Source organism: Microcystis sp. CS-574 (assembly GCF_028329095.1).
In the GTDB taxonomy this organism is placed as follows: domain Bacteria; phylum Cyanobacteriota; class Cyanobacteriia; order Cyanobacteriales; family Microcystaceae; genus Microcystis; species Microcystis ichthyoblabe_A.
The window spans coordinates 1-25479 of record NZ_JAQMSY010000078.1; the positions used below are offsets into that span (position 1 = coordinate 1).

Consider the following 25479-nt stretch of genomic DNA (forward strand, 5'->3'; position numbering starts at 1 on the left):
CCTTGCCAGGAATATTATCTCTTATCTTGACCAGATGGATTGACTTCAAGGGGTGACAAAACAAAGCGAGTAACTGGAACATCTCCCCCTAGATGTTAAGTCTGATTGCCCGTCCATTCTCAATAAGCACTGTTTGTTGAGAATGACTGGGGTAACCCTGAAATTTTCGGCTTAGTTGCCGGCAGCTTGCCGCCAACTCACTCCTCTAGATAAGTATTTTGACTCACGCCCCTTCCTCTTTTGAGACGTTGTGACACTTAGGGTGCGGAATGTGGGCCTGAACATCCTGGGGATAGTCAGATTCCCCCCCCCGGCAAGAACTTCCCACTGTCCAGTACTCTAGAAGAGCCAAAAGTAAAAAGGAAAAAAAACGGAGATAAGAGTGGGAAAATTAACACTGATCACTGATAACTGATAATCCTGTGGCTGTTTTAAAAGATAATCGGGCTACCGTCCAAAAAGTTCTCTGGATCACCCTGCTGCTGAACATTTTGGTTATGGCGATCAAAGCGGGGGTGGGTTTGAGAATTAGTTCTTTGAGTCTGCAAGCGGATGCTCTCCATAGTGTCACCGATAGTGCTAATAATGTCTTGGGATTGGTGGCGATGCGGTTTTCCTCTCCCTATCCCGATCGAGATCATCCCTACGGACATCTGAAATACGAAGCGATCGGAGCTTTAGCGATCGCTGCCTTTTTGGGAATTGCCTGTTTTGAAATCTTGCAGGGAGCGATCATGCGTATTATTAAAGGCGGAAAACCTGTCGAGATTGCCGGTCCTGAATTATGGCTATTAATTATCGTTTTAGGGGTGAATATTTTTGTCACCTACTATGAGAGATCCGTGGGGCAGCGTGTCGGTAGTGCGATTTTGATTGCCGATGCTCGTCATACCATGAGTGATGTGTGGGTGACAATTACGGTTTTATTGGGGTTAGTTGGGGTTTGGGTGGGTAATACGGCTAATATTCCCCAATTACAATGGTTAGATGTGATTTTGTCCTTTCCCGTCGCTTTTTTGGTGTTTAGCAGTGGTTGGAAAGTTCTCAAGGAAAATTTACCTTTGTTAGTGGATGAAATGGCGATCGCTCCTGAAGTGATTCATCAAATTGTCCTGGAGGTGCCGGGGGTGCTTAATTGTCATGCGATCGCATCTCGGGGAGTGGTGGGAAGACAGGTATTTATAGAAATGCACCTAATTGTCTCCGCTCAAGATGTAGAAACTGCTCACGCAATCACGGAAGCGGTGGAAGCAAGATTAAGCCAACAATTTAGCCCTGTGAGAATTTTAATTCACGTTGAACCGCCGGATTATCACTCCGATAAGATCACTTTTGATGAAGAAGTGTGAAGCAAAAAAGCCTAAAATAAGTAGCGAACTTTTGCTAGAGGTGGCCATGGCGATAGAAAATCAAGCTAGAAGCATAGTAATTACTGGTGGAGCAGGATTTATCGGCTCGAATTTTGTTCATCATTGGTGCGAGAATTATCCTGAGGATCGTGTTATTGTTCTCGATGCTCTTACCTATGCGGGCAATTTGCATAATTTAGCGACACTGAAAGATAGAAAGAATCTCCGTTTTCTGCAAGGGGATATCTGCGATCGAGCTTTAGTTGATGAGTTATTTGCCAGTGAAAATATCGATACAGTTGCCCATTTTGCCGCCGAATCCCATGTGGATCGATCGATTCTTGGTCCTGGAGCTTTTGTGCAAACTAATGTGGTGGGAACTTTTACTCTATTAGAAAGTTTTCGGCAACATTGGTTAAGTAATCACCAACCCGATAACTATCGTTTTCTGCACGTTTCCACCGATGAGGTTTATGGCAGTTTAGGATTAGATGATCCGGCTTTTACCGAAACTACTCCCTATGCTCCTAATAGTCCCTATTCTGCCTCAAAAGCGGGGAGTGATCATCTAGCGAGAGCTTATTTTCATACCTACGGAATGCCGACAATTATTACTAATTGTTCTAATAATTATGGTTCTTATCATTTTCCCGAAAAGTTAATTCCTTTGATGTGTATTAATATTCTTTTGGGTAAACCTTTACCTGTTTATGGTGATGGTCAAAATGTTCGAGATTGGTTATATGTGCGGGATCATTGTCAAGCTTTAGATACAGTTATTCACAAAGGAAAAGCGGGAGAAACCTATAATATTGGCGGAAATAATGAGGTAAAAAATATCGATTTAGTCAGGATGTTATGTGATTTAATGGATGAATTAGCTCCCGATTTACCCGTGAAACCTGCTCAGAATTTAATTACTTTTGTCAAGGATCGCCCCGGACATGATCGCCGGTATGCTATTGATGCCAGTAAAATTCGCACCGAATTAGGTTGGCAACCCGAAGAAACGGTAGAGGGGGGATTAAGAAAAACCATTCAATGGTATCTCGATCATCGGGATTGGTGGCAACCTTTGTTATCCAAAGAATATCAAGAGTATTATGGGAAAGTTTACGGTTAGAGAGGGGTAAGTAGTCGTGCAAAATTAATTTCCTAGTCAAGACGGGAGGCCTTTCAGTGATCAGTAAACAGTAAACAGTAATCAGTAATCAGTAATCAGTGAAAGGCTGCATCTGAATTTTATAGAAATATCTATATCATATTTTGGGCGCACGCAGTTCGATAAACTCACTGACCACGGTGCGCCCCTACCATTGGCGCAATAATATTATTGTAGGGGCGAATTGCATTCGCCCTCTTTTAATAACTGCTGCTGACCATAAGTGAGAGAAAGTCACAAATAGGAGATGCAGCCTACGGGAGACGCTCGACGGGATCAGATTTGAGTTTTTAGTTCACTGTTTACTGATCACTGATAAGATATCGGCGTTATTTTCAATAATATCGAATGGCTGCCGACCGTTCCCTCGATCGCCACTTGTGGAAATACCGTCGGGATGAGTTAGAATCGGAAAGAAGAATTTTTGAGTAACCATGATCAAATTACGTCTAAAACGCTTTGGTAAAAAACGCGAAGCCAGTTATCGTATCGTTGCGGCCGTTAGCACCAGTCGTCGCGATGGTCGTCCCCTAGAGGAATTAGGATTTTACAATCCCCGCACCGATGAAGTGCGTCTGGATGAAGAAGGGATCATCCGACGCTTACAACAAGGAGCGCAACCGACGGACACCGTGCGCAGCATTCTCACCAAACAGAAAATTTTCGAGAAAATCAATGCCTAGTACCCCCAATTATCTCGAACTGGTGAAATTTATGATCGAGCCGTTTTTGGAAGATCCGGCCAGTCTGAGATTGGATATCGAGCGCTGTAAGGAAAATGAACGTCTTTGGGTGCGTGTAGCCTTCGATGATGCCGATAAAGGCAAAGTTTACGGCCGGGGAGGACGCAATTTACAGGCGATTAGAACTACCCTAGAGATGGCGGCCGCAAATGCGGGTCGCTCTCTTTATCTAGAAGTCTATGCGGCCGAAAATGAAGGCGAACAGCGCCGCACCCGTCGTTCTAATGGTAACTTTGAAGGTACGGAAAGAAGGCCGAGCAATCGCCGACCACCTGCACCCCGGCAGCTCAACAACTAACGAGCGATTTTAGGAAAACAGGGAAGGGGTTTCATCCTCGACCCTCTCCAGTTGCTCTAATTGCTGCCAAACTTTGGCGAGTAAAGTGGTTAATCCGGCTCCTGTTACGGCGGAAATAGTCAAAATCTCGGCATTGGTTATTTTAGCAAACTGCTTTTGATAGTTATCTATCGTTTCCTCGTCCACAGCATCAATTTTGTTGAAAACCAGTATTTGCGATCGCTTTTCTAATTCCCGACCATAGGCGGCTAATTCCCCTTGAATAATTTGATAATCGGCGATCGGGTCCTCTGATGTCAAAGAGACAAGATGAATTAACAGGCGTGTACGTTCGATGTGGCGCAAAAATTCGTGTCCTAAGCCGATTCCTAGGTGCGCTCCCTCGATTAATCCAGGAATATCGGCGAATACCGTCCCATCTCCCGTGGGTTTGCGTACCACTCCCAAGTTAGGAATGAGAGTCGTAAAGGGATAATCGGCGATTTTGGGACGAGCAGAGGAAACGGCCGAGATTAGGGTGGATTTTCCCGCATTGGGCAGCCCGATAATGCCCACTTCCGCTAATAACTTCAATTCTAGGCGTAAATGGCGTTTTTCTCCGTCTAAACCGGGTAAAGCGTATTCGGGTGCGCGATTATTATTACTTAAAAAGTGGCGGTTGCCTAATCCCCCTTTTCCCCCGGCAGCGACGATTAAAGTCTGTTCGGGAGTGACCAAATCGCCGATAATTTCCTCGCTATCGAGATCGTAAACCACTGTACCACAGGGAACTTTAATAATGCGATCGCTACCGTTGGCTCCAGTGCAGTTGTTCGGACCGCCCCGTTTACCGTCATCGGCCTTAAAATAGCGACTATACTGGAAATCTAGCAGGGTTTGCAGGTTCTGAGTCGCCACAAAAATCACCGAACCACCTTTTCCCCCATTACCTCCGGCTGGACCGCCGGCGGGGACGTATTTTTCCCGACGGAAAGCGACAATTCCATCACCTCCCTTACCCCCTTCTACTTCTATTTCGGCGCGATCAATAAACTGCATAAGATTAAGTAGTTAAAGTGAAAAAATGATCAAGCTTAAAGCTGTTATAGGTTAATATCCTGCCAATTTAAAGCTTCTGCAAATCCCTGAAAATGTTTGACATTAGTGGTAGCGTGGAAGGAACCACAAAGACACAAAGGACACAAAGATCACTACTATATAAGTTAAACTTATCACACAAAGAATAAGAGAGCCGATATTGTTTTTTTTATAACTGCCAATGAGCAAGAATAAGTAATAGGACAAAATTAACTTCTTAGTTAGGATAGGCACAAGGCAAGAGGTAGTTAGATATGTCTAATTAATTGTGTCTAGCTGCTTAATAATATCTACATCAATATTGTAATTATCAGCCATTTGTTTGCCAATCTTTAGAGTTTCTAGCCAAGGCTATAAAGCTTTGAACCTAAAGGACGAGCATTATCAATCGCGGTCTGAAAATTGAGCAAACACTGGGAAATTTCTTGGTCTTGCTCATCGGTTATTTGTGACCGTTTTTGTCGTCTTTGTTCTAAGATAGCCAAAGCCGAACGATTTCGTTTAATTTGTTCTTTTCGCTCCCAATCTGGATAATTGACGAGTTTCGGTTTTAATTGATTCATCTCTTTTAAGTAGGTAGGTGTTAAAAATTGCCAGACACCCCCCTTATCAAGGGGGGAAGGGGGGATCAAAGACAGAATCTATCTTCAATTTAATTGATTCATCTCTTTTACTGGAAATTATCTATCACAATCTTAGCCGATCCCTTGACACTTCACAACTCCAGTCACTATCTCCAAGTTTTCAGTACATTTGTTCGCAAATAAAAAACTTGTTTCTGGGCGGGGAATCCCTACAATGGAAAACAGGATAATTAGTAGCAGATGAAAACCGATGGGCCAGTTTTTTAAACAAACTTTCGCTAGTTGCTTGGGAACTTTACTGGGATTATTGGCATTTTCGGTCTTAGGTGTGGGGGGATTAGCATTTTTACTGCTTTCCTTGCTTATTTCTAGCGATAGCTCCTCAGTTAAGGAAAAATCAGTCTTAGTTTTTAACTTAGCCACCAATATCAGCGATGCTCCCCCTAGTTCCAGTTTAGCCGATAGTTTGACCGGTGAGAGTACGACCACTTTAAATTTGCGACAGGTGATAGCGGCGATCGAAAAGGCCGTCCTTGATGATAACATTGTCGGTCTGTTACTCTATGGTCGCGACAATATCGGTGAATATGGCTATGCTACCCTGACGGAAGTGCGGCAAGCTTTGGCAAAATTTCGCCAATCGGGTAAAAAAATTATCGCCTACGATATGGAATGGACGGAAAAGGAATATTATCTCGCTTCCGTTGCTGAAACGGTGATTATTAATCCCGTGGGGAGAATGGAAATTAATGGTTTAAGTAGTCAACAAACCTTTTTTGCCGATGCACTAGAAAAGTATGGTGTGGGGGTGCAAGTGGTAAAAGTGGGTTCTTTTAAAGGTGCAGTGGAACCCTATACGCGTCAGGATTTAAGTGTCCAGAATCGTCAGCAGCTGCAAACCCTACTCGATACAATTTGGTCTAACTATAGTTCCACAGTGGCCAAAAGTCGCAATTTAACCCCCCAACAGGTGCAAACTATTTCTGATACTCAAGGTATTCTGGAAGCAACCACGGCGAAAAAGGCGGGTTTTGTTGATGAAGTGGCCTATTTAGATCGAGTAATTGTTTTAGCAAAAGAGTTGACGGGAGAAGCAAAAAATAAAACTAATGAGGAGGAAAATTCTGGCTCTTTTTCGCAAATTTCTTTAGCTAATTATGCTAGTTCTCTCGATGATGAGGGGGGAGATAGTAGCAATCAAATAGCGATAGTTTATGCAGAAGGGACAATCGTAGAAGGTCAGGGAGATAGAGGCCAAATCGGTGGGGATAAATTGGCGAAGGAACTGCGAAAATTACAGGGGAAGGAGGAGGTGAAAGCGGTAGTTTTGCGGATTAATAGTCCGGGGGGAAGTGCCACCGCTTCTGAGGTGATTCTGCGGGAAATTAAGCGTTTAGATGCGAAAAAACCGGTAATTATTTCTATGGGTGATGTGGCAGCTTCTGGGGGTTATTGGATCGCCATGGGGGGTCAAATAATTTTTGCCGATAATGATACAATTACTGGTTCCATCGGTGTGTTTGGATTATTGTTAAATATCCAGAAGATTGCTAATAATAATGGCATCGATTGGGATACAGTGAAAACTGGAGAATTAGCCGATATATCTACTATTACCAGACCGAAAAATCCCCAAGAATTAGAAATTTATCAAGTGGCAGTTAATCGGTTCTATGATTTATTTATCGAGACGGTAGCCAAGGGGCGAAAATTATCCCCAGACAAGGTTAGAACTGTGGCCCAAGGTCGTGTCTGGACGGGAAAAGATGCGGTTAAAATTGGTTTAGTTGATCAAATTGGTGGTCTAGAAGTGGCAGTACAATATGCGGCCAAAACAGCTAAATTAGGGGATGATTGGAGTCTTCAAGAATATCCTCGATCCCAAAGTTGGCAAGAAGAACTTCTCTCTAATTTCTTGCAAACCTATCTTCCTCCTCTCACTAAAAATAATCATCCTTTGACGCAGGAATGGCAAAATTTTCAGCAGGAATTATTAAAGTTACCTACATTTAACGATCCCCATCGTGTTTATGCTAAGTTACTTTTTAATCTCGATTTTCGCTGATATTAGGTAAAAATAATGCTCGCTAATTCTGAAATTCTTTGACAAAAATTTCTATGAATCGCCCTAATAGTGTTATTCTTGGTTTAGCCTATATTCTGGGATTATTATCTACAGGTCTGGTAGATTTTAGTCCCCAGTTAAACCGATGGCAAGAAGTGATAATTAGAATTGTTATTCTTAGTCTAATTACCACGTTAACCACAATTTTTATCCGTCGTTTTTGGTGGCAAAGTCCCCCGAAAAAAATTTGGCTGATAGCGGGATTAATAGCTATATTTGCCGTTGTTTATCTAGAAATTCGCACTCCTTACCCCAGCGCAAACGATATCAGTCATCTTTTAAAAAATAATGTAGTTAACTCTATTAAAATCACGGGGAGTATTATATCAGAAATCCGTCTCAATCGCCGAGAAAATTTACAATTTTGGTTAGAAGTAAAAGAATTTAGCCTCAAGAATTTACCAAAGGAAAAATCTACAGGTAAACTGTACGTTACTCTACCAAATCTAGCAGAAAATCAGGTTTATCCCGGACAAGAAATAACAGTTAAAGGATTACTTTATCGTCCCCGTCGTGCCAATAATCCTAGTGCTTTTGACTTTGCTAATTATCTAGCGCGTCGGGGTGCTTTTGCTGGTTTAAAAGGGGAAATAATTATTGATAAAAAGTCACCGACTTGGGGAGTTTGGCAGATTCGTCAGCGCATTGTTGAGGCACAAATTCAAGGACTAGGCCAAGAAAAAGGGACTTTATTAAGTTCGATTACCCTCGGACGACAAGCGGTTAATTTGCCAGCAAAAATCACAGATTTATTTATTAAAACTGGATTAGCTCACATTTTAGCAGCTTCTGGCTTTCATGTGTCTATTTTGTTGGGATTTGTTTTAACTATTACTCGCAATTTATCACCTAAAAAACAGTTTATTATTGCCCTTACTATCTTAATAATTTACGGCACTTTAACTGGGTTACAACCTTCAGTTATGCGGGCGATTTTGATGGGAATTGGGGCATTAATCGGTCTGCTTTATAATCGACAAGTTAATAGTTTAGGCTCCCTGTTACTAGCAGCTACAATTCTATTATTATGGCAGCCTCTCTGGATTTGGGATTTAGGATTTCAGCTAAGTTTTTTAGCGACTTTGGGATTAATTATTACCGTTCCCTTACTGAAAAATAAAATTGACTATTTCCCTAATTTAATCGCTGAACCTATAGCTATTAGTCTAGCTGCCACTCTCTGGACTATGCCTTTATTAATGTTTACGTTTAACTCGATCACTCTTTATAATATACCCATTAATATTATCACAACTCCCCTAATTACCCTAATTAGTTTAGGAGGAGTTTTTACTGCTTTTTTAGGCTTAATTTATCCCCCTTTGGGCAGTATCGGTGCTAGTATTCTCTATTACCCTCTCAAGTTATTACTGCAAATTACCCACTTTTTTAGTCTGCTTCCTTTTAGTACCTACTCCACGGGTAAATTATCGTTAGGAGTGATGTTAATTATTTATATTTGCCTTACCTTAATCTGCTGCAACCTCTGGTTTCGTCAACGGTGGCATTTAGTTGGTTTATTTATCCTCACTTTAATTTTAATACCGATTATTTATCAGCATTTTACTTTAACTCAGGTGACAGTTTTAGCCACCAAATCGCAACCGGTAATAATTATTCAAAATCGAGGAAATACTCTCTTAATTAATGGGGAAGAACCCGCAACAGCACGTTATACAGTTTTGCCCTTTTTGCGACAGGAGGGAATTAATCAAATACAAAGAGCAATAACCGTCAATAATTCGGCGCAATTCTCAACTATCAGTCAGAGCATACCGATTCAAAAAACTATTAATTTATCCCAGTTAGAAAAATTTAATCTTGGTGAAATTACTGGACAATTGCTCGAGAAAAATTTATTTAAATTTCAGGTAAAAAATCAATCTTGGCTATGGATTGTCAACCCGAAAATTCCCGTTAATTTATCCCAAGAATTCAGCCCCCTAGTGTTATTATGGCAGGGAAGCAATCTAGATAAACAATGGTTAGAGTCAATTCGACCGCAAACAGCGATCGCTGTCACTAACAATCTCTCCCGCAATGCCAAAAATCAACTGAGAAAGGCCCGGATTAAGACTTACTGGACCGGGAGAGATGGAGCGATTCAATGGACAGCAAAAAATGGATTTCAACCCTTTCTAATTAATGAGTAATTTGTACTACCAAAACTGAACAGGGAGCATGATGTACCACATAATTACTGACACTACCTAAGATTAACTCAGATAAACCCGATCGACCGTGACGACCAACAATAATTAAATCTATCCCCTCCTGCTGGGCAACTTGACAAATTTTCTGGCCCGGATCACCGATATAATAATCAGCCCGGGCTGTGATATTATCTTCCTTAGCTCGATCGACTAAACCGTTTAACCAAGCTTGTAATTCCGCTTGCATTTCTTCGGTGATTTGTTGTTCTAAGGCGATCATATCGGGGGGATAACCGCCACCATAACCGATCAGATTACCATAAATAAAAGTTTCCGTGTAGGGAGTCAAAGGTTTAGACAGACTATAAATAATCCGCAACTCACTAGCGTAGGTTTTCGCTAAGAGAATAGCCGTATTCAAAACCTCTGGAGTGGGATCTTGATAATCCACAGCCACGAGAATTTTATTATAGAGTTTGTTGGTATCCCGATCGACTGAGATTGTTTCCGTATTATTCATCGAATTAACCTCCTCGATAGCAGATAACGTCAGGGTTGAAGTTAATCTTTTTTCCCATCGGCTGCCAGCAATACCCCGGGGAAATAGCCAAAAATTGCTGAAAGCTGATGATTGATAGTTGACGCTCCTCTACCTCTAGTGTGACATTTTTCGGATGATTTAGCTGAATTAGCAAAAAAATTAACAATTTACCCTACTGTCACCCCTATCCTCACTTATGGCAGTTATCTTAATGGTGAGGTATGAGGTTTTCGTTTTGGTGAGACTCCGAGACGATACCCGATCAGTTTATACTTCATCTTTATGAGAAACGCCGTAACTAGAAAAATGGTCAATTAATGGGATAAATGCAATTTTTGTCTTTTTCTCTTGCCTTGAGAGATTTGCCCAGAGCAGCTGCGGTATATAATGCAATTAGAGCGAGTTCTAAACCAACAACTTATGATTAGTCGCTACATTGTCGCATGGCTACCGATGATCGTAATAGGAGTTAGTAACGGTATCCTCCGAGAAACCACCTACGGAAAATATCTCGATGAACTACGCGCTCATCAAATTTCTACCCTGACAGGAATCCTCTTTTTTAGTCTTTATATTGGCACTCTTGTCTATTTTTGGGGTCTAGAATCGTCCGGTCAAGCAATTACCATCGGTTTAATTTGGTTACTATTAACAGTGGGTTTTGAATTTCTGTTCGGCCATTTTATCGCCGGTCACTCTTGGTCAAGATTAGGTCAAGATTATAATCTTTTAGCGGGACGAGTTTGGATTTTGGTTCTCTTGGTCATTACTTTTGCTCCTCTACTATTTTATCAACTTTTTTCTTAATTATGAAAGCTATTATCATTAATCGCTATGGCGATAGTAATGTTCTCCAATACACAGACATAGAAAAGCCAATTCCCCAAGGGAAAGAAGTCTTAATTAAGATTATGGCAGCGGGAATTAATCCGATTGATTGGAAGATTCGTCGGGGGATGCTCAAAATAGCCACAGGTAATAAATTTCCCCTGCAATTAGGTTTTGATTATAGTGGAATTATCGTTGAAAAAGGTAGTCAGGTGGAACAATTTCAGATCGGAGATGAGGTTTTTGGTTTTCTCAATCAATTGCCCGGTAAAACCTATGCTGAATATGCAATTATTCCCGCTTCCCTCTTAGTTAAAAAACCGCATAATCAGAGTTTTATTGAAGCTGCCGCCACTCCTTTAGCTGCTTCTACCGCTTTGCAAGTCTTGCGAGATTTTGGCAATATTCAAGCAGGAAATCGGATTTTAGTTAATGGTGCATCGGGAGGAGTGGGTAGTTTTGCTGTGCAGATAGGAAAAATTTTCTCCGCGCAAGTAGATGGAGTTTGTAGTAGTAAAAATATCGATTATGTCACCTCTTTAGGAGCCGATAAAGTTATCGATTATACCCAAGAAGATTGGAGAAAAACCGAGCAGAAATATGATATAATCTTCGATGCTGTGGCTAAGTCTTCTTTTTGGCACTGTCGTCAGCTTTTAAAACCCCAAGGCACCTATATAACCACCCTCCCAAATCCAGGAATTATCTTCCTAAATTATCTCGGTGCTTGGTTGCCCCAAAAAGGGAAACTGATATTTTTTGCTCAAGCACAAGCGTCTGACTGGCAATTTCTCAAAGAAGCGATCGAATCGGGTAAATTAACTGTTAGAATCGATCGCACCTATACTTTTTCCCAGGTGGCAGCAGCTCATAATTATAGTGAATCGGAAAGAGTGCGAGGAAAAATAGTCCTGATCCCCGATTAAGGATAAATAGTTAGGGATTTTTCTGTTTTTTTGGGGAACGAGTAAATAGTTTTAAGTAGGTAGAAACCGAGAATTCTTTAATTGGAAAGGTGATAAAAGTCAAGGGATTAATAGTAATAATAATATTGCGGCTATCCCTTTGTACCGCCTTGATAATCTGTTTAGCCACCCAATCGGCGGACATAATACCCACAGGATTTAAATTACTCTTAAAAGGGCCAAGAATTAGCTTTCTTACCACACAGGGGGCATCTAAACGACGCAGGGTAATCATATCACCGATCGCTCGTTTACTGAGTTCGTAGAGGGGACTAAAGGCAGGATTAACCTCCGCTTCCGAGGTATTCACCCAGACTTCCTTGCGGGCAATTTGCTCGTTAGTGCGGACAGTTTTGAAGAATAATTCCATTAAACGCCAGACGGAAAAAGTGTTCACTTGGTAGGCTAATTCGATCGCTTCTGGGGTTCTTTGGCCGTGGACATTAACGCCGTGATTTAAAATCAGTATATCTACAGACTTAAATAGGTCCTCAAGTTGCGTTTCTTCACCGATTTGCCATTGTACGGTTTTTACAGGTACTGATTCGCCGTTAATTTCAATAGCGATCGCATTCTCCCCAGAAGTGAGCGCGATTACCTTGGCTCCCTTCAGTTGTAGGTACTTTAACAGCGATCGCCCTAAAGTTCCATTCGCTCCGGTAATGGCGATCGTTTTACCCTTGAGAGAAAGTGCCGTCCCCATCAATTTATCCATAAAGGTGAAAGTTCCACAATAATAAGCCTTTTGGTTATCAAAATGGTGTCGCCAGTGGTAAGTACGATTAACGCGCCATTGAGCGGGGAAACTCTCAAATTGCCCCGGACGATGGGTTAAATCGGTTAATTCCTCCAGATTGGCGATCCCTAAACCTCGACCGATCGCCGTGCTGAGAAAAGCCAAAGTATAAAGGGAGCCAACCCAACCCAACCAAGGGCGATCGAAACCCCAAGAGTAGGCCAGTAGTACCGGTAAAACACTGGCAGCCAAAATAACCAAGGCCTCTGGTACATCATTGTACCAGTGGGCCCGACGATAAATTTCCTCGCTCATTACCGACAGATCGGGACGAAAAACCCGATGATGCCAGACGTGCAGACGATAAAGGGGCTGCCAATGGTGGGCCAGAGCATGATAGCAATCACGCACGATCTCCACCCAAATAATTGAGCCACAAATCAGTCCGACACAGAGGAGCAGGTTTGACATAGGGGATAAATGTTAAGTTTTCTCAACGAATGTAAACAAAGTAATCTTAGCCCAAAAAAGCGCATTTATCGGGTAAAAGGAACCAATAGCCTGAAAAACTGGGGTTTCTTTCCCGAAAAAAACTTAAGATTCCGTTAAAAATTTTAACAATTTTCGGTAAGATAAAGCAAGAAATAAGCTTCTATTTGAACAGTTACTTAACCTGAGTCGATTATGGCAGAAAATTATTGGTCGCGAGAGGATGATAACGAAGAATTAGACCCGATTGGTTCCCTCCTATCTGACTGGTCCGATCCCGAAGATGAGGAGGACGAATTTAGGAGCGAAATTTTTCAAGGCCGATCGGGACGCAGACAGAAAGCGGCTTTTAGCCTCATGGCGATCTGGACAATAATTATCGGACTTCATTGGCTGAGTTGGGGTTATTGGGCAATTATCGCCCTAACTATGGTACTATCGGGACAAGCTTTGCGGCTGCTGTTCACGAAACCAGAAACGCCGCCAATTCCCTTACTGGATAAGGATTTAACCTCTGTCCCCAGGGTGTCCCTCTTAGTAGCGGCCAAAAATGAAGAAACCGTAATCACGAAACTGGTTAATTATCTCTGTCATCTAGACTATCCCCAAGATAAGTTAGAAGTCTGGATCGTCGATGACTATAGCACCGATAACACCGGTGCGATTCTCGATCGCCTTGCTTTAGAATATCCCCAATTAAAAATTCTCCATCGTCCTGCTAATGCTGGAGGTGGCAAATCCGGCGCCTTGAATCAGGTTTTATCCCTGACTAACGGGGAAATTATCGGCGTATTCGATGCGGATGCGGGATTATCCTCGGATTTACTGCGTCATGTGGTCCCAATGTTCGACGATCGAGAAGTGGGTGCGGTACAGGTGCGAAAAGCGATCGCCAATGCCGCCGAAAACTTCTGGACAAAAGGACAAGCGGTAGAAATGATCTTTGATAGCTGTTTCCAACAGCAACGGATCGCAGTGGGAGGGATCGGAGAATTGCGCGGAAATGGTCAATTTGTCCGTCGTAGTGCCTTAAATCGTTGCGGGGGTTGGAATGAACAAACGATCACCGACGATCTTGATTTAACTATTCGTCTCCATATCGATAATTGGAAAATTAATGTCTTAAATTTTCCCGCAGTAGCAGAAGAAGGGGTGACAACTGCGATCGCTTTATGGCATCAGCGCAATCGTTGGGCCGAAGGTGGTTTTCAGCGTTATCTCGACTATTGGAAAGCAATTTTAAAGTCTCCCATGCCTTGGCCGAAAAAGTTTGATTTAATTGCTTTTTTGCTCGTTCAATATATCTTACCTGCGGCCGCTATTCCCGATCTTTTAATCACTATTACCCAGCATCAAGCTCCGATTTTAACTCCTTTAACTGGTTTGGCTCTTTCCCTTTCTCTCTGGGGGATGGTGACAGGATTAATCCGAGTCAATACGGGTAGAAAATTCACTTTCGCTCTCGGTTTAGACATCCTTGCTCAAACCCTTCGCGGCATGATTTATATGATGCACTGGTTTATTATTATTCCCAGTGTCAGCCTCCGGATGGCTTTGCGTCCTAAACGTTTAAAATGGGTGAAAACCGTTCATCTGGGGGAACATCTCAGTGCCGAAGTTTAATTTTCGAGGATAGACTTCAAAAACTTTGGCCTTATCAGGACGGAAATCCCATGTCAGTAAAGGTTACAGCCTTTGGAAACGCCTTTCGGAAAAATTTCCAATTTCCTTAATCATGCTTGCTACCAATAATGTGTTAATTTAGATACAGAATTGAATTCCGTGACAGCACTGGGGTGGCGAAAAGCGCTCGCTCCAGTTTTTTTTGTGATCGGTTAGCGGAATGTCTGCGCTTGTTAATCACTTTAAGGTTAAATCCAGGGAAAATGCCATTAATTTCTTATCGAGAAAACGGGTTTCTTCAAGAAACCCGTTTTCTGTGGGGTTTTTTGCGGAAAGCATCCCCCTCTCCTCGTAGGTTAAGGGGGTGAGATCATAACAATCCGTTGCCAAAACCGACTTTTCAGAATACAATACATAAGAGTAGTCATTCATCGCTCAGATTAGTTAAGATGATATTACATGACTAATAATATTGACCATGATCGCTTATTTAAGTAGTTAATCTCCACCTTTTTTGTCGAATTTATCGAGTTGTTTTTCCCTCAATTGATGGATTATTTAGATAGGGAATCGATTACTTTTTTAGACAAAGAAGTATTTACCGATGTCACGGAAGGAGAAAGGTATGAAAGCGATTTAGTCGCACAAGTTAAGTTTCGAGGAAAAGAATCTTTCTTTCTGATTCATCTGGAGGCGCAGGAAAGTTCCCGCAAGTGGTTTAATTGGCGATTCTCGACGATGAAGAACACGAGCAAATGTAATTGTATCTTCTTCAACAAAAAAACCAATTCTATAGTCACCAATTCGGATACGATAGGCATTATATTCTCCTTTTAATTTTTTAAGGTTGTTAATTTCGCTTAGCTGCTTAACTGCTAAAATATCAGTAAAGACAAGGTTTTTTATGACTGAGTAAGGGGAGGTACTTTTTAAATCTTTAAGATCCTTGATAAAAGTAGGAAGATAGTTGATTTTCATTCTTTTTCTAATTCAATTAATGCTTCCTCCAAAGTTAAGGGAGTTTCATCTTTAACGTCTATCATGGCGCGATAGAGTCCAGTATCTTCATAGGTTTCTATTATTTGTTGATAGTCTTCAAAATTAATGATAACTTGCTGTATCTGACCTTGATTATCCGTAATCAAGTCTTGAGCAAAGGGATAATCTTTGATGTTCATAATTAATTGTTCCTCATTTTGTGGACGGTTTGCATTATTCACACTCCTTTGTTTCCAATTCTAATAGGATGGGAATTAAGTCTTTGGCAATATCAATGACGGCATCTATTGTATCAGCTTCAGTGACAAGTCCTTGTATATCGGGACTGGTGGCGACATAGTAATCTTGGCCGTTTTCTTGAAAGCGCTCAATAGTGAGGTTAATTGGGTTTTGCATGGGGAATCCATAGAGTTTATAGAATAATTTTATTATGACAACTCTTATAAACTTGAAGCTAATTCAGGCGCGACAATAGTTTCTAGGGAAAAAGCATTCAGATCCGTTAAGCTTCTGGCGTGTTCCAAGGTAATTGCACAAATGTTCCCATTTTTATCAAGATCGACTAAGGTATTTTCATTGATTTCTTGAGTCTCGACAATAGGATTGTTATTGAACTCTAAATATAGAGTATCCGTATCTTGAAAGTAGGTGATTTTCATGGCTGACTTGGGTTATCAAGAGTTTCTAATCTTCTTCTAATAGTGATTCATTTGGTGGGTGATTGCGGTTTTGAGAATTGTCCATCATATTTGAACGTTAAGCGACAGCGAAGCCTGTATAGGGTCTAATTTCAGGGGATTTAAAGGCTAAAATAATCTGGTTTTGAGGGATTCCCGCAGCTACTAATTCATCGGCAATACCATCCTCAGTTCCGTCGTGTTGAATCCAAATTTTTTGATCAATAATATCAATATGTAATAGGGTTCCGTAGATTCGATAACCATTTTGCCAACCTGTTTCAACCAATAAATAGCGATCGCGGGTTTGATCTAGGACTAATTCGATTTGGATTTGGTGATCGGTGTCGAGGAAGTCGGCATAATCTTGGAATGTTTTTTCAATAATTTGCCGATATTGGGCAATTAAGGAAGCCATCGTACAATTACCTCCTGGTTGGGATCAAAACTAAATAACTCAATAATACCATCTTCAATTAAGGTTTGACCTGCTTCTTCTTCAAATACTGTTTTGCAGGTGTTTTCGCTAACAGCCAAAAATAGTTTATATTCGGGATAATAACGCCTTAAAAGATGGGTATAAACGACAAATTGACCAACTGCCTCTTCAAGGTCTTTCATATCAGAGGGACGAGTAAAGCTCTTAATTTCAACGGCTATTTTTTCTGTTCCCTTTTCTGCGGCTAATAGTCTTTCTGCTCCCAAATCAACAAACAGGTTTTTACCTCTTGCTAAACGAATCCGTAGGGGGTCATGGGTAATTGTCCAGCCGTCTTTGATTAGGGCGTGTTTTACACAGTCATGGAAAATATCTTTGGCAGGCATTGTTTTTTATAGATAAAAACTGAAATTTTCTCAGGTTTACTTTAAGTTATTGTCTGAATCTCCTAAGTTTCCCTGAATTTCTCCTAACAGTTCCTCACAATCTTTAACCAAGGGAATCCCCAGTTCTTGGGATAATTCAAGCGCTTCTTGGCAATAGCTGAGGGCAAGTTCAGGGCGATTAGTTTGGTGGGCAATTTTCGCAAGGACTCTTAAACTATAGGCGATTAAATATTTATAACCAATATCTTGAGAAATTACTAAGGATGCTTGAATTTTTCTTTCTGCTTCGCTGTAGTTTTCTAGTTTGAGCAATGCCTCTCCTATATTGTGTAAAGAATGTGCAATTCCTGACCGATCGCTGATAGTTTGCCCAATGTCGAAATCTTGCTGATGGTGAGCGATTGCCTTTTCATAATCTCCTAGGGAAGCATAACAAATGCCCAAACTGCCTAAAGACTTTGCCATCCCTCGCTGATCGCCAATGCTTTCCTTTATTTTTAGAGATTTCTGATGGTAGTTAATCGCTTGTTTATAATCTCTTTGGGAGTAATAAAAAATGCCCAAACTGCCTAAAGACTTTGCCATCCCTCGCTGATCGCCAATGCCTTCCTTTATTTTTAGAGATTTCTGGTGAAAAGCAATCGCCTTGTCATACTCTCCGAGGGAGTAATAACAATTGCCCCAATTGCCTAAAGAAATCGCCATCCCTCGCTGATCGCCAATGTCTTTGGCTATGTCGTGATATTTCTGGTGGTAGGTGATTGCCTTTTTATAGTCTCCTTGGGAGTAATAACACAGTCCCCGATTGCCTAAAGATTTTGCTACTCCTTGCAGATCGCCGATTGCTTGTGCAATATCGTGATGTTGCTGGTGGTGTTTGATCGCCTTTTGGTAGTCTCCTAGGTAGTAATAACAAGATCCCAAATTGCCTAAAGAACTTGCCACTGCCTGCTGATCATCGATAGCTTGGGCGATGTCGTGCTGTTGCTGGTAGTAGCAGATAGCTTTTTTACAGTCTCCTAAATAGTAATAACAATTGCCTAGACGGTTTAACGAGTTACAATAACAATCTTGTTCTCGTTGACTCCCTGCAATAATTTCCTCATACAAATCTGCTCGCTTACGATAAAATCCTTGTAAATCTAAAAAAATATCAACCGATTTATTTTTCCCTTCTCCGCCTCTTTCCTCATTCAAAATATTGTATGCTAACTGCCATTCTCCCAATGCTCCTGCATGGTGAAACGCCTCTAAATATTCCTTCAAATCTTTCAAGGATTCCCAGGGAGGGACAGGTAAATGAGCTAAATAATAATTTAAGGCTAATTGATGGGCAGATCGCAATATTTCAGGATTTGCTTGATCTTGCACCACCATGGAAATTAAAGGCAAAAACTGAAACTGTCGCCGTTTTACATTGTATTCGGGTGGAAATTCTTGTAATAAAGATAAACGAACTAAATAGCGTAAATCTTCCTCAGTTATTGCTGGAATTAACCCCTGGGCTAACCTGTCATCAAAACTCTCGCGCAATACCGACAACCGCGTTAAACTCTCCCTAAACTCTTTCGATAATCGCGCTAAACTGGCGGTAATCACTTCTCTGACACAGGTTTCCGTGTCGCGGTGATACCCTTCCACATCAAACATATTTAAGCCCAAATTTTGCGACTCGGTGACAGAAACCCCTTTCCCAAACTTATCTTTCATCAAACTACAAACCAGTTCCATTAAGAGGGGATGACCTCCCATTTTATCGACAAATTGGGCTAATTCTTCATCGCTTCCCGTTAAGCCGTGATCTTCGGTGACATAACGCATCGCATCCGCTTCTTTTAACCCTTTTAAAGGCCAAGAATAATAATAATCTTGCAAATTGACGGGGAATTTTAGCTGTTCTCGACTGGTGACTAATAGCTTACTGCTGCTTTCTGTGTTTAACCATTTTTGCAAGAATTGCTGATAAACCAAATTTACTGGGGCAGTTAGTACCGTTTCCAAATTATTCAACACTAATAAACAGGGTTTAGCGGTTAACCCTTTGCTGATTGCGTCTATTAATTGCCCATCATTCCATTTTTCATCATAATTTTGTTTTAACTCCTCTAATAACCACCGTCCGAACTGTGCCAAAGGGTAAGGCTGGTTAAAATTAACCCATAATACCGGCCAATCAGCAGTTAATTGATCTGTAAACTTTCTCGCCAGGGCAGTTTTACCATAACCCCCGGCGGCGGTAATCTCGATTAACCTTAGATGGTCATTCCCTAACGCTGTTTGGAGTTCTTGCAATTCTTCCCGTCGTCCTTGCCATCTACGCACGGGTGGGAGTTGCGTATCCACTAACCCAGAGGTGGTCAGGGGTTGGGGGGAGGATTGAGCCGTTGCTTCGGGTTTAGTTACCGCTTTTTTAGAGGGTTCAGAGCGCCTTTTATGCCACTCCTCCGAAAATTTAGTCAAATTTGTTGTCTTATCGCCGCATTTCGCCCACAGAGTTAGGGAGAACCGCCATTCCTCCGACCCCTGCTGTTTGAAACGCTCATCCCGAAGAATGCCTAGATAATCGGCCAAATAGTGGCTAATCGCGTCCCTAACTTGATCTTTGGTCAATTTTTCCCCTTTCTGCTCTGCCAAGCGTACTAAAGCCGCTAAATTCGTCTCAACCCGCAAAAGTTTCCCCTCTTCCCCTAGAGCCAGCTTGACTCCCCAATCATTATCCTCACATTGACAGTGAGCCACATGATCTAATAAGACTTCAAACAAGCGTTTGACCCTTTTTTCAACAGTTTCGCCATAACTCTTCTTAGGCATGGGATTAGATCGGTAGAGGTTTGGGATAGCTTATTTTAGTCTATTTTTTGGGATGATGAAAAACACCTAAGGGACTTGCGCTTTGATAATGTACCTTTTGGGCGAACGCAGTTCGCCCCTACATTGTGGACAAAATTTGATAATGTAGGGGCGCAAGCCTTGCGCCCTCCGATCGATCAGGTTTGCTGATCACCATAAGTAGGGGGAGAGCCTTCAAGATGTTGATGATGAAAAACACCTAATCAGGCAAAACCTAGGGGCCGAAACTGAACATCGTTGATGATTTTAACCGTTTCTCCTGATTGCTTAATCACAAATAAACCGCGCCGATAAGCATAACTATCTATGCCCTGATCGATTTCAATCCCCGCTACTGCACCATAAACCTGAAAGTCTCGAAATTGGGGAAAGGCTAACTTAAATCGCTGTAATCGATCGAGAAAGTCATCTACATCATCCTTCGAGAGTCGAGATTTACACTCCACCGCCACTAACTCACTGCCATTCACCGCCAGAATATCAATTTCCATCGCTGCCCCGGGACGTTTACTTTTTAAGCGACTCATGGTTTGGGTGACATCAATCCCCCTTTCTTGAAATAACTGCACAACCGCCGGCTCTAACATTTCTTCTGTAAAAAGACACAAAGGGGTAGTTAAGTTATTGACGGCTTCGGTGGTGGCCTGTACCTGCTTTTTCAATTCTTCCATCGTGCGATCGGCTTCAGCACTGCGGCGATCAGCCTCAGCATTTCGTTGTTCAGCTTCAGCACTACGGCGCTCGGCTTCAGCACTACGGCGCTCGGCTTCAACATTGCGGCGCTCGGCTTCAGCATTGCGGCGGTCCGCTTCAACATTGCGGCGCTCGGCTTCTTTTTGGAACTCGGCAAATTGAGCCTCGGTTCTTTCAAACAGTTTGTAAATATTGGCGATCGTAATAGCTTCTGACATGGCGTGTTCTTGTCCATTTGAGCAAAGCCGATCCCATTCTAGCAACTCGGCCGAATGTGCCAGTTTATCGGGAATTTAGCCCCGATATTAATAAACCGATCGCTTCTGGTCTAGATTTCCGTTTAATGGCTGTATGTGATAAATTTCTGGCAATGTTTGAAGCCTATCACGTTCCGCTCTATTTAAAACTGGCTTTATTAGTAATGGCGGGAAGCGGATTTGAACCACTGACCTTCGGGTTATGAGCCCGACGAGCTACCAGACTGCTCTATCCCGCGTTGCTTTATTTAGTATAGAACTAAATCTCGGTAAATGCCAAGGAGTTTGTAATATTCCTTTACATTTACCGTCCGACCAGAGGTTAATACTTACGTTCCACGGGGGTGAAATCCTGAATCACCACGGGCATATAGTCGATATCGATGCCGGAGGGGGAATAATAGGCGAGGGTATGCTGAAGGAAATTTTGGTCATCCCGTTGGGGAAAATCCTCGCGGGAGTGGGCCCCTCGGCTTTCTTGACGATTGAGGGCAGAGGTGAGGATAATTTCCCCCACCACCATGAGACTTTGTAATTCCCAGGCCTCGATTAGTTCCGTATTCCAGCAATCCCCCCTATCATCCAGGTAAATCTGCTCGTATTGGCGCTTTAATTCGCCGATTTGTTTAATTCCCTCGCGCATGGTCGCTTCGGTGCGAAAAACGCCGCAATGTTGGGTCATACAGTCTTGGAATTGCTGACGTAGTTGACCGATGCGAATCGTGCCTTTTTTGGTCAATAAAGCGGTGATTTCCTCTTTAGCATCCTGAAGGTAAATATCGGGATTAAAGACGGGAAAAGCGCGTTTTTCGACGTATTTAGCGATCGATTTGCCGGTTCTTCTCCCATAGACCACACATTCTAACAGGGAATTACTGCCCAAACGATTGGCCCCGTGAACAGAGACACAGGAACATTCCCCGGCGGAGAAAAAGCCTTCGCTGAGGGTATCGGCACTTAAGCGAACGCGACCATCGGTATTAACGGGAATGCCGCCCATACAATAGTGAACTGTAGGACGGACGGGCATCGGTTCCTCTACCGCATCGACACCGACGAGACGGTGGGCCTCCTCCCAACAGAAGGGAATGCGACTCATAATTTTTTCCCGGCCTAAATGGCGTAAATCCAGATAGACAAAGGGACCCCCGGCGCTACCGTCCAGATTTACCCCCCGGCCGGCGCGAATTTCTAGGGTAATGGCCCGGGAAGTGATGTCCCGGGGGGCTAATTCCATGCGCGAGGGGGCGTAATCTTCCATAAAACGACGACCTTCGCTATTGATTAAATAAGCGCCTTCACCCCGGACCGCTTCCGAGATTAAAACACCGACGGGATAGAGTCCAGTGGGGTGAAATTGGACAAATTCCATGTCTTCTAGGGGAATACCCGCTTTTGCCGATAAAGCTAAACCGTCCCCCGTACAGGCGAAATCGTTGGAGGTGGTGTTATAAACGCGACCATAGCCCCCGGTCCCGAACATAATTGCTTTTGCCCGGAGGATTTCTAACTGTCCGGTGGCGATTTGGTACATAACCACGCCTTTGGCCGTACCTTCTTCGAGGATAAGGCGCAAAACGTACCATTCATCGTAGATTTTTACCTGATTACGGCCTAAATTGCTGACTAATTCGTGCAGCATGGCGTGACCGGTTTTATCGGCGGCGTAACAGGCCCGGTTATGGCTGTGACCGCCAAAGGCTCTTTGGGCAATGCGTCCATCTTCGAGACGGGAGAATAACACGCCTAGATGTTCCAATTCGATGATAACTTCGGGGGCTTCTTGGGTGAGGATATCCACCGCATCCTGGTCAGCCAGAAAATCGGAACCTTTGACAGTATCGTAGGCGTGGGCCTTGGGATTATCTTTGGGGTCAACGTTTTGCAGGGCGGCGGCGATACCTCCCTGGGCGGCGACGGAGTGGGAACGAATTGGGTGGGTTTTGGCAACGACAGCAACATCGATGGTCGGGTTGAGGCGTTTGATTTCTAAGGCGGCGCGGCATCCTGCTAACCCACCGCCCACTATAACGACATCGTGTTCTTTCATGGCTGATTTTTCTAGGGGCTTCTGTTTCTATGGTGGGGTGAGAATTGCTCAGAAGTCAGTTTTGTAACCGAGACTTTATATTTCAGGAGACAGCCCTTTCAGTTATCAGTTATCAGTTATCAGATGCGAGTTTTCAGTTCACTGATTACTGTTTACTGATTACTGAACTTGGTATGGTTCGATCGGGGGGCATAAATCGACTAAATCCTTATCTGGCAAAAAACTTAATTGATGAGTTCGTTCTAGTTCAAAAACAATTGACAAAAATCGCCAAATGTCTTTCTCTATAAGAGTTTCATTCCTTATAACCCTGTCCGTTGCATAAGACAAACTGAAGAACCTCACTGATTACTGATTACTGTTTACTGATAACTGAAAAGTCTTCATAATTCCCAAAAAAACAACCCGCGGCAGTTAACCGCGAGTTATTTTTGGTTAAAATCGGACAATTACTCAACGGTAATCGTTCCGACCATACCGGCGCCGCGATGGGGTTCGCAGTAGTAGGTGTAAGTACCCGGTTCGCTGAAAGTGCTTTCAAAGGACTCACCGGCGGAAAAAGCCAGACCTTTATGGGATAATTTAGCAGCCTGGGCTTCGGGAACCTTGGTGCTATCGAAAACTATGTTATGGGGAGAAAGTTTGTTATTGACCCATTTCACCGTATCTCCTGCTTTAATAGTGAGGGCGGGGGGATCAAATTGTAGTGTACCTGCATCACCGCCCATCTTAACCGTGAAGGTTTCCGCAGCAGCGGAGGCAGTGTTGAAGAAGAAGCTAGAGACGACTAGCACCACGGTAGCGACCAATAAACCTAATTTTTTCATGCTTGTTAATCCTTTACACGAGGGAAGATGACAAGTTTGACAGCCTGTCTTTTGACAAAAAAGTAAAAGTTTGCTTTTAACTGTCCCATTGATTCATTCTACACGAAGTTTGACAGCTTGTCTTTTGACAAGAAAACCGGTTTTTTCTGACGATGGTTGGGGAATTTCTTAAGAAATAGAGGAGAACCAATCGTGAAAAGACTATTAATTTCCCTGTGCTTGCTCTTGGCTGTGGTTACATTCGGTATGGCTCGTCCCGCTTTAGCTGATGGGGCTTCGATTTTCAGTGCTAACTGCGCTTCCTGCCACATGGGCGGTAAAAACGTGGTTAATGCCGCTAAAACCCTGAAAAAAGAAGATTTAGTTAAATACGGCAAAGATTCCGTTGAAGCTATCGTTACCCAAGTTACCAAAGGTATGGGGGCGATGCCCGCTTTCGGTGGTCGTCTCAGCGCTGAAGATATCGAAGCTGTAGCTAACTATGTCCTCGCTCAAGCGGAAAAAGGCTGGTAAAAATTAGTTATCGGTGGCCAGTTATCGGTTGTCAGTCTGGTAAGAATTGTAGCGATCGAAATTCTTGGGTCAATTGCTGGCTTAAAATAGCTAATGGTTCATCTCGGGGCAAGGTTGTGAAATTGCGATCGTTTTTCTATATTTTAGGTGCGACGGTAATCATTCTCCTAGGAGTCGCTACAGCCAGTTTTGCTTGGATTCTCGCCGATAGTCCTCTGTCTTTGCTCAAAGGTGGGGTAATGCGGGAACCAGCGGCGGCGATTTTTGTGCCGAAACAGGCCCCGGTTATGGTATCGTTGCTGGTCAATCCCGAACGTTTAGAGTCTTTTGGTCAATTAATCGCTACACCGGCTAATCGACGACGTTCCCACCAAGAAATTAAGGATTTAGAAAAAAGTCTGCTCGGTAAAACGGGATTAAATTATCAAAAGGAAATCAAACCCTGGTTAGGGGAAGAAATTACCCTCGCTGTTACTTCCCTAGATTTCGATCGCGATACCGATAATGGTATCCAACCGGGTTATCTTTTGGCAATTCAAAGTAAAGATGGTGAACGCGCTAAGGAATTTCTGCAAGCTTCCTACTCAAAACAGGCGGTTTCGGGCAAATTTGACCTTGTTTTTGAACTCTACAAGGGAGTTAACCTCATTTATCAACGTCCCTTGACCGCAGGAGATAATAATCGTTTTCTCGCTAGTGCCGTGGTGGGTGATACGGTGCTTTTTGCCAATAATATCAAGGTTTTGCGCGAGGCACTTAATAACGTGCAAGTACCGGATTTAAACCTAAAAAATAGCCCTGATTACCGAGAAGCCCTCAAAAATATCACCGAACCGCGTATAGCTATAGTTTACGGCAATTTACCCCCGTTATCGGCTTGGATCGCTAATCAACCCGTCCCGGAGAGTCCCGAAGCAAAACAACGATTAGCCACGGCTTTTTCCCTCAAATCCGGGGGAATAGTCGCTCAAACCGCCTTAATTGGAGTCTTAGGACAGGATGACCAAGCACCAATTTTATCTAGTCCCGTGGGAGCATTATCTTTTATCGGCGAAAATAGCCTTTTAGTTGCCGCTAGTCGCGATTTAAATCGTTTTTGGACTCAGGTAGAGGAG

27 protein-coding genes, 1 tRNA gene and 1 pseudogene are annotated in these 25479 nt (G+C 42.7%); 12 read left to right on the forward strand and 17 right to left on the reverse strand.

Features of this window, described 5'->3' with window-relative positions; genetic code table 11:
- Positions 1-422 precede the first annotated feature (422 nt).
- Positions 423-1349, forward strand: a complete 927-nt coding sequence (locus PN470_RS05425) for a cation diffusion facilitator family transporter (protein ID WP_103113159.1) — start codon at positions 423-425, stop codon at positions 1347-1349.
- A gap of 46 nt (positions 1350-1395) precedes the next feature.
- Entirely contained in the window at positions 1396-2472 is a 1077-nt protein-coding gene (gene rfbB, locus PN470_RS05430) for a dTDP-glucose 4,6-dehydratase (protein ID WP_103113219.1), read from the forward strand.
- Between the two features lie 334 nt (positions 2473-2806).
- Here the strand turns inward: rfbB and PN470_RS05435 are convergent, their stop codons facing one another.
- Complete coding sequence (locus PN470_RS05435) at positions 2807-2947, reverse strand: hypothetical protein (RefSeq protein WP_155119094.1); 141 nt, start codon at positions 2945-2947, stop codon at positions 2807-2809.
- Between PN470_RS05435 and rpsP the strand changes: the two genes are divergently transcribed.
- Both rpsP and PN470_RS05445 read left to right on the forward strand, forming a co-directional pair.
- Complete coding sequence (rpsP, locus tag PN470_RS05440; RefSeq protein WP_002736858.1) at positions 2946-3194, forward strand: 30S ribosomal protein S16; 249 nt, start codon at positions 2946-2948, stop codon at positions 3192-3194. The two genes, PN470_RS05435 and rpsP, sit on opposite strands and share 2 nt — an antisense overlap.
- The gene (locus PN470_RS05445) at positions 3187-3552 is read left to right on the forward strand and encodes a KH domain-containing protein (protein WP_002736767.1); all 366 of its coding nucleotides are present in this window, start codon (positions 3187-3189) and stop codon (positions 3550-3552) included. The genes rpsP and PN470_RS05445 overlap by 8 nt, the downstream gene beginning before the upstream one ends.
- Positions 3553-3561: 9 nt before the next feature.
- Here PN470_RS05445 and obgE read toward each other — a convergent pair whose 3' ends face one another.
- Positions 3562-4590 (reverse strand): GTPase ObgE, encoded by a 1029-nt coding sequence (gene obgE, locus PN470_RS05450; RefSeq protein WP_045356909.1) that lies wholly within the window; start codon positions 4588-4590, stop codon positions 3562-3564.
- Positions 4591-4970: 380 nt separating this feature from the next.
- The gene (locus PN470_RS05455; RefSeq protein WP_223211137.1) at positions 4971-5192 is read right to left on the reverse strand and encodes a hypothetical protein; all 222 of its coding nucleotides are present in this window, start codon (positions 5190-5192) and stop codon (positions 4971-4973) included.
- A gap of 271 nt (positions 5193-5463) precedes the next feature.
- Here PN470_RS05455 and sppA point away from each other — a divergent pair, with 271 nt between their 5' ends.
- Both sppA and PN470_RS05465 read left to right on the forward strand, forming a co-directional pair.
- Positions 5464-7278 carry a signal peptide peptidase SppA gene (gene sppA, locus PN470_RS05460; RefSeq protein ID WP_271936160.1) on the forward strand — a complete coding sequence of 605 codons (1815 nt, stop codon included), beginning with the start codon at positions 5464-5466 and terminating at the stop codon, positions 7276-7278.
- Positions 7279-7331: 53 nt separating this feature from the next.
- The gene (locus tag PN470_RS05465) at positions 7332-9491 is read left to right on the forward strand and encodes a ComEC/Rec2 family competence protein (RefSeq protein WP_271936162.1); all 2160 of its coding nucleotides are present in this window, start codon (positions 7332-7334) and stop codon (positions 9489-9491) included.
- Here the strand turns inward: PN470_RS05465 and PN470_RS05470 are convergent.
- Complete coding sequence (locus PN470_RS05470; protein ID WP_272103948.1) at positions 9481-10011, reverse strand: universal stress protein; 531 nt, start codon at positions 10009-10011, stop codon at positions 9481-9483. The genes PN470_RS05465 and PN470_RS05470 overlap by 11 nt on opposite strands.
- Before the next feature lie 441 nt (positions 10012-10452).
- Here PN470_RS05470 and PN470_RS05475 point away from each other — a divergent pair, with 441 nt between their 5' ends.
- Together PN470_RS05475 and PN470_RS05480 are read left to right on the forward strand one after the other, a co-directional pair.
- Positions 10453-10839 (forward strand): hypothetical protein, encoded by a 387-nt coding sequence (locus PN470_RS05475; protein ID WP_271936166.1) that lies wholly within the window; start codon positions 10453-10455, stop codon positions 10837-10839.
- Positions 10840-10841: 2 nt separating this feature from the next.
- Entirely contained in the window at positions 10842-11786 is a 945-nt protein-coding gene (locus PN470_RS05480) for an NAD(P)-dependent alcohol dehydrogenase (protein WP_069473857.1), read from the forward strand.
- Positions 11787-11796: 10 nt separating this feature from the next.
- Here the strand turns inward: PN470_RS05480 and PN470_RS05485 are convergent, their stop codons facing one another.
- The gene (locus tag PN470_RS05485; protein ID WP_272103950.1) at positions 11797-13032 is read right to left on the reverse strand and encodes a bifunctional sterol desaturase/short chain dehydrogenase; all 1236 of its coding nucleotides are present in this window, start codon (positions 13030-13032) and stop codon (positions 11797-11799) included.
- A gap of 213 nt (positions 13033-13245) precedes the next feature.
- On the opposite strand from PN470_RS05485, the gene PN470_RS05490 reads away from it, so the two are divergent.
- A complete protein-coding gene (locus tag PN470_RS05490) occupies positions 13246-14673 on the forward strand; it encodes a glycosyltransferase (protein ID WP_002753959.1) in 1428 nt (475 codons plus the stop codon).
- A 237-nt stretch (positions 14674-14910) separates the two neighbouring features.
- On the opposite strand, the gene PN470_RS05495 is transcribed toward PN470_RS05490, so the two are convergent.
- Complete coding sequence (locus PN470_RS05495) at positions 14911-15105, reverse strand: hypothetical protein (protein ID WP_002753960.1); 195 nt, start codon at positions 15103-15105, stop codon at positions 14911-14913.
- A gap of 69 nt (positions 15106-15174) precedes the next feature.
- Here PN470_RS05495 and PN470_RS05500 point away from each other — a divergent pair.
- A pseudogene (locus PN470_RS05500) lies at positions 15175-15411 on the forward strand (hypothetical protein); the annotation flags it as partial.
- Here PN470_RS05500 and PN470_RS05505 read toward each other — a convergent pair.
- The 11 genes from PN470_RS05505 to petE form a co-directional block, all read right to left on the reverse strand.
- Positions 15310-15651 (reverse strand): type II toxin-antitoxin system RelE family toxin, encoded by a 342-nt coding sequence (locus PN470_RS05505; protein ID WP_016514263.1) that lies wholly within the window; start codon positions 15649-15651, stop codon positions 15310-15312. The pseudogene PN470_RS05500 and the gene PN470_RS05505 overlap by 102 nt on opposite strands.
- On the reverse strand, positions 15648-15851 hold the full coding sequence (locus tag PN470_RS05510) for a hypothetical protein (protein WP_002732229.1): 204 nt from the start codon (positions 15849-15851) through the stop codon (positions 15648-15650). The genes PN470_RS05505 and PN470_RS05510 overlap by 4 nt, the downstream gene beginning before the upstream one ends.
- A gap of 34 nt (positions 15852-15885) precedes the next feature.
- On the reverse strand, positions 15886-16068 hold the full coding sequence (locus PN470_RS05515; RefSeq protein WP_002733867.1) for a DUF1902 domain-containing protein: 183 nt from the start codon (positions 16066-16068) through the stop codon (positions 15886-15888).
- Between the two features lie 44 nt (positions 16069-16112).
- A complete protein-coding gene (locus PN470_RS05520) occupies positions 16113-16331 on the reverse strand; it encodes a DUF2283 domain-containing protein (protein WP_002762133.1) in 219 nt (72 codons plus the stop codon).
- A gap of 97 nt (positions 16332-16428) precedes the next feature.
- Positions 16429-16767 (reverse strand): XisI protein, encoded by a 339-nt coding sequence (locus PN470_RS05525; RefSeq protein WP_002732833.1) that lies wholly within the window; start codon positions 16765-16767, stop codon positions 16429-16431.
- Positions 16755-17174: a XisH family protein gene (locus PN470_RS05530; protein WP_002734551.1), complete on the reverse strand. Its 420-nt coding sequence runs from the start codon at positions 17172-17174 to the stop codon at positions 16755-16757. The genes PN470_RS05525 and PN470_RS05530 overlap by 13 nt, the downstream gene beginning before the upstream one ends.
- Before the next feature lie 36 nt (positions 17175-17210).
- Positions 17211-19985: a tetratricopeptide repeat protein gene (locus PN470_RS05535; protein ID WP_272103955.1), complete on the reverse strand. Its 2775-nt coding sequence runs from the start codon at positions 19983-19985 to the stop codon at positions 17211-17213.
- A 242-nt stretch (positions 19986-20227) separates the two neighbouring features.
- Positions 20228-20935: a DUF3782 domain-containing protein gene (locus tag PN470_RS05540; RefSeq protein WP_271937598.1), complete on the reverse strand. Its 708-nt coding sequence runs from the start codon at positions 20933-20935 to the stop codon at positions 20228-20230.
- Between the two features lie 204 nt (positions 20936-21139).
- Positions 21140-21213 (reverse strand) — tRNA-Met (locus tag PN470_RS05545).
- Between the two features lie 83 nt (positions 21214-21296).
- A complete protein-coding gene (locus PN470_RS05550) occupies positions 21297-23024 on the reverse strand; it encodes a succinate dehydrogenase/fumarate reductase flavoprotein subunit (protein WP_002734415.1) in 1728 nt (575 codons plus the stop codon).
- 449 nt (positions 23025-23473) lie between these two features.
- Complete coding sequence (petE, locus tag PN470_RS05555) at positions 23474-23851, reverse strand: plastocyanin (RefSeq protein ID WP_002731857.1); 378 nt, start codon at positions 23849-23851, stop codon at positions 23474-23476.
- 192 nt (positions 23852-24043) lie between these two features.
- Here petE and petJ point away from each other — a divergent pair, with 192 nt between their 5' ends.
- Together petJ and PN470_RS05565 are read left to right on the forward strand one after the other, a co-directional pair.
- Positions 24044-24364 (forward strand): cytochrome c6 PetJ, encoded by a 321-nt coding sequence (gene petJ, locus PN470_RS05560; RefSeq protein ID WP_002732729.1) that lies wholly within the window; start codon positions 24044-24046, stop codon positions 24362-24364.
- A 116-nt stretch (positions 24365-24480) separates the two neighbouring features.
- Positions 24481-25479, forward strand: a 999-nt coding sequence (locus PN470_RS05565) for a DUF3352 domain-containing protein (protein WP_272103958.1), incomplete at its 3' end; no start/stop codon positions are given.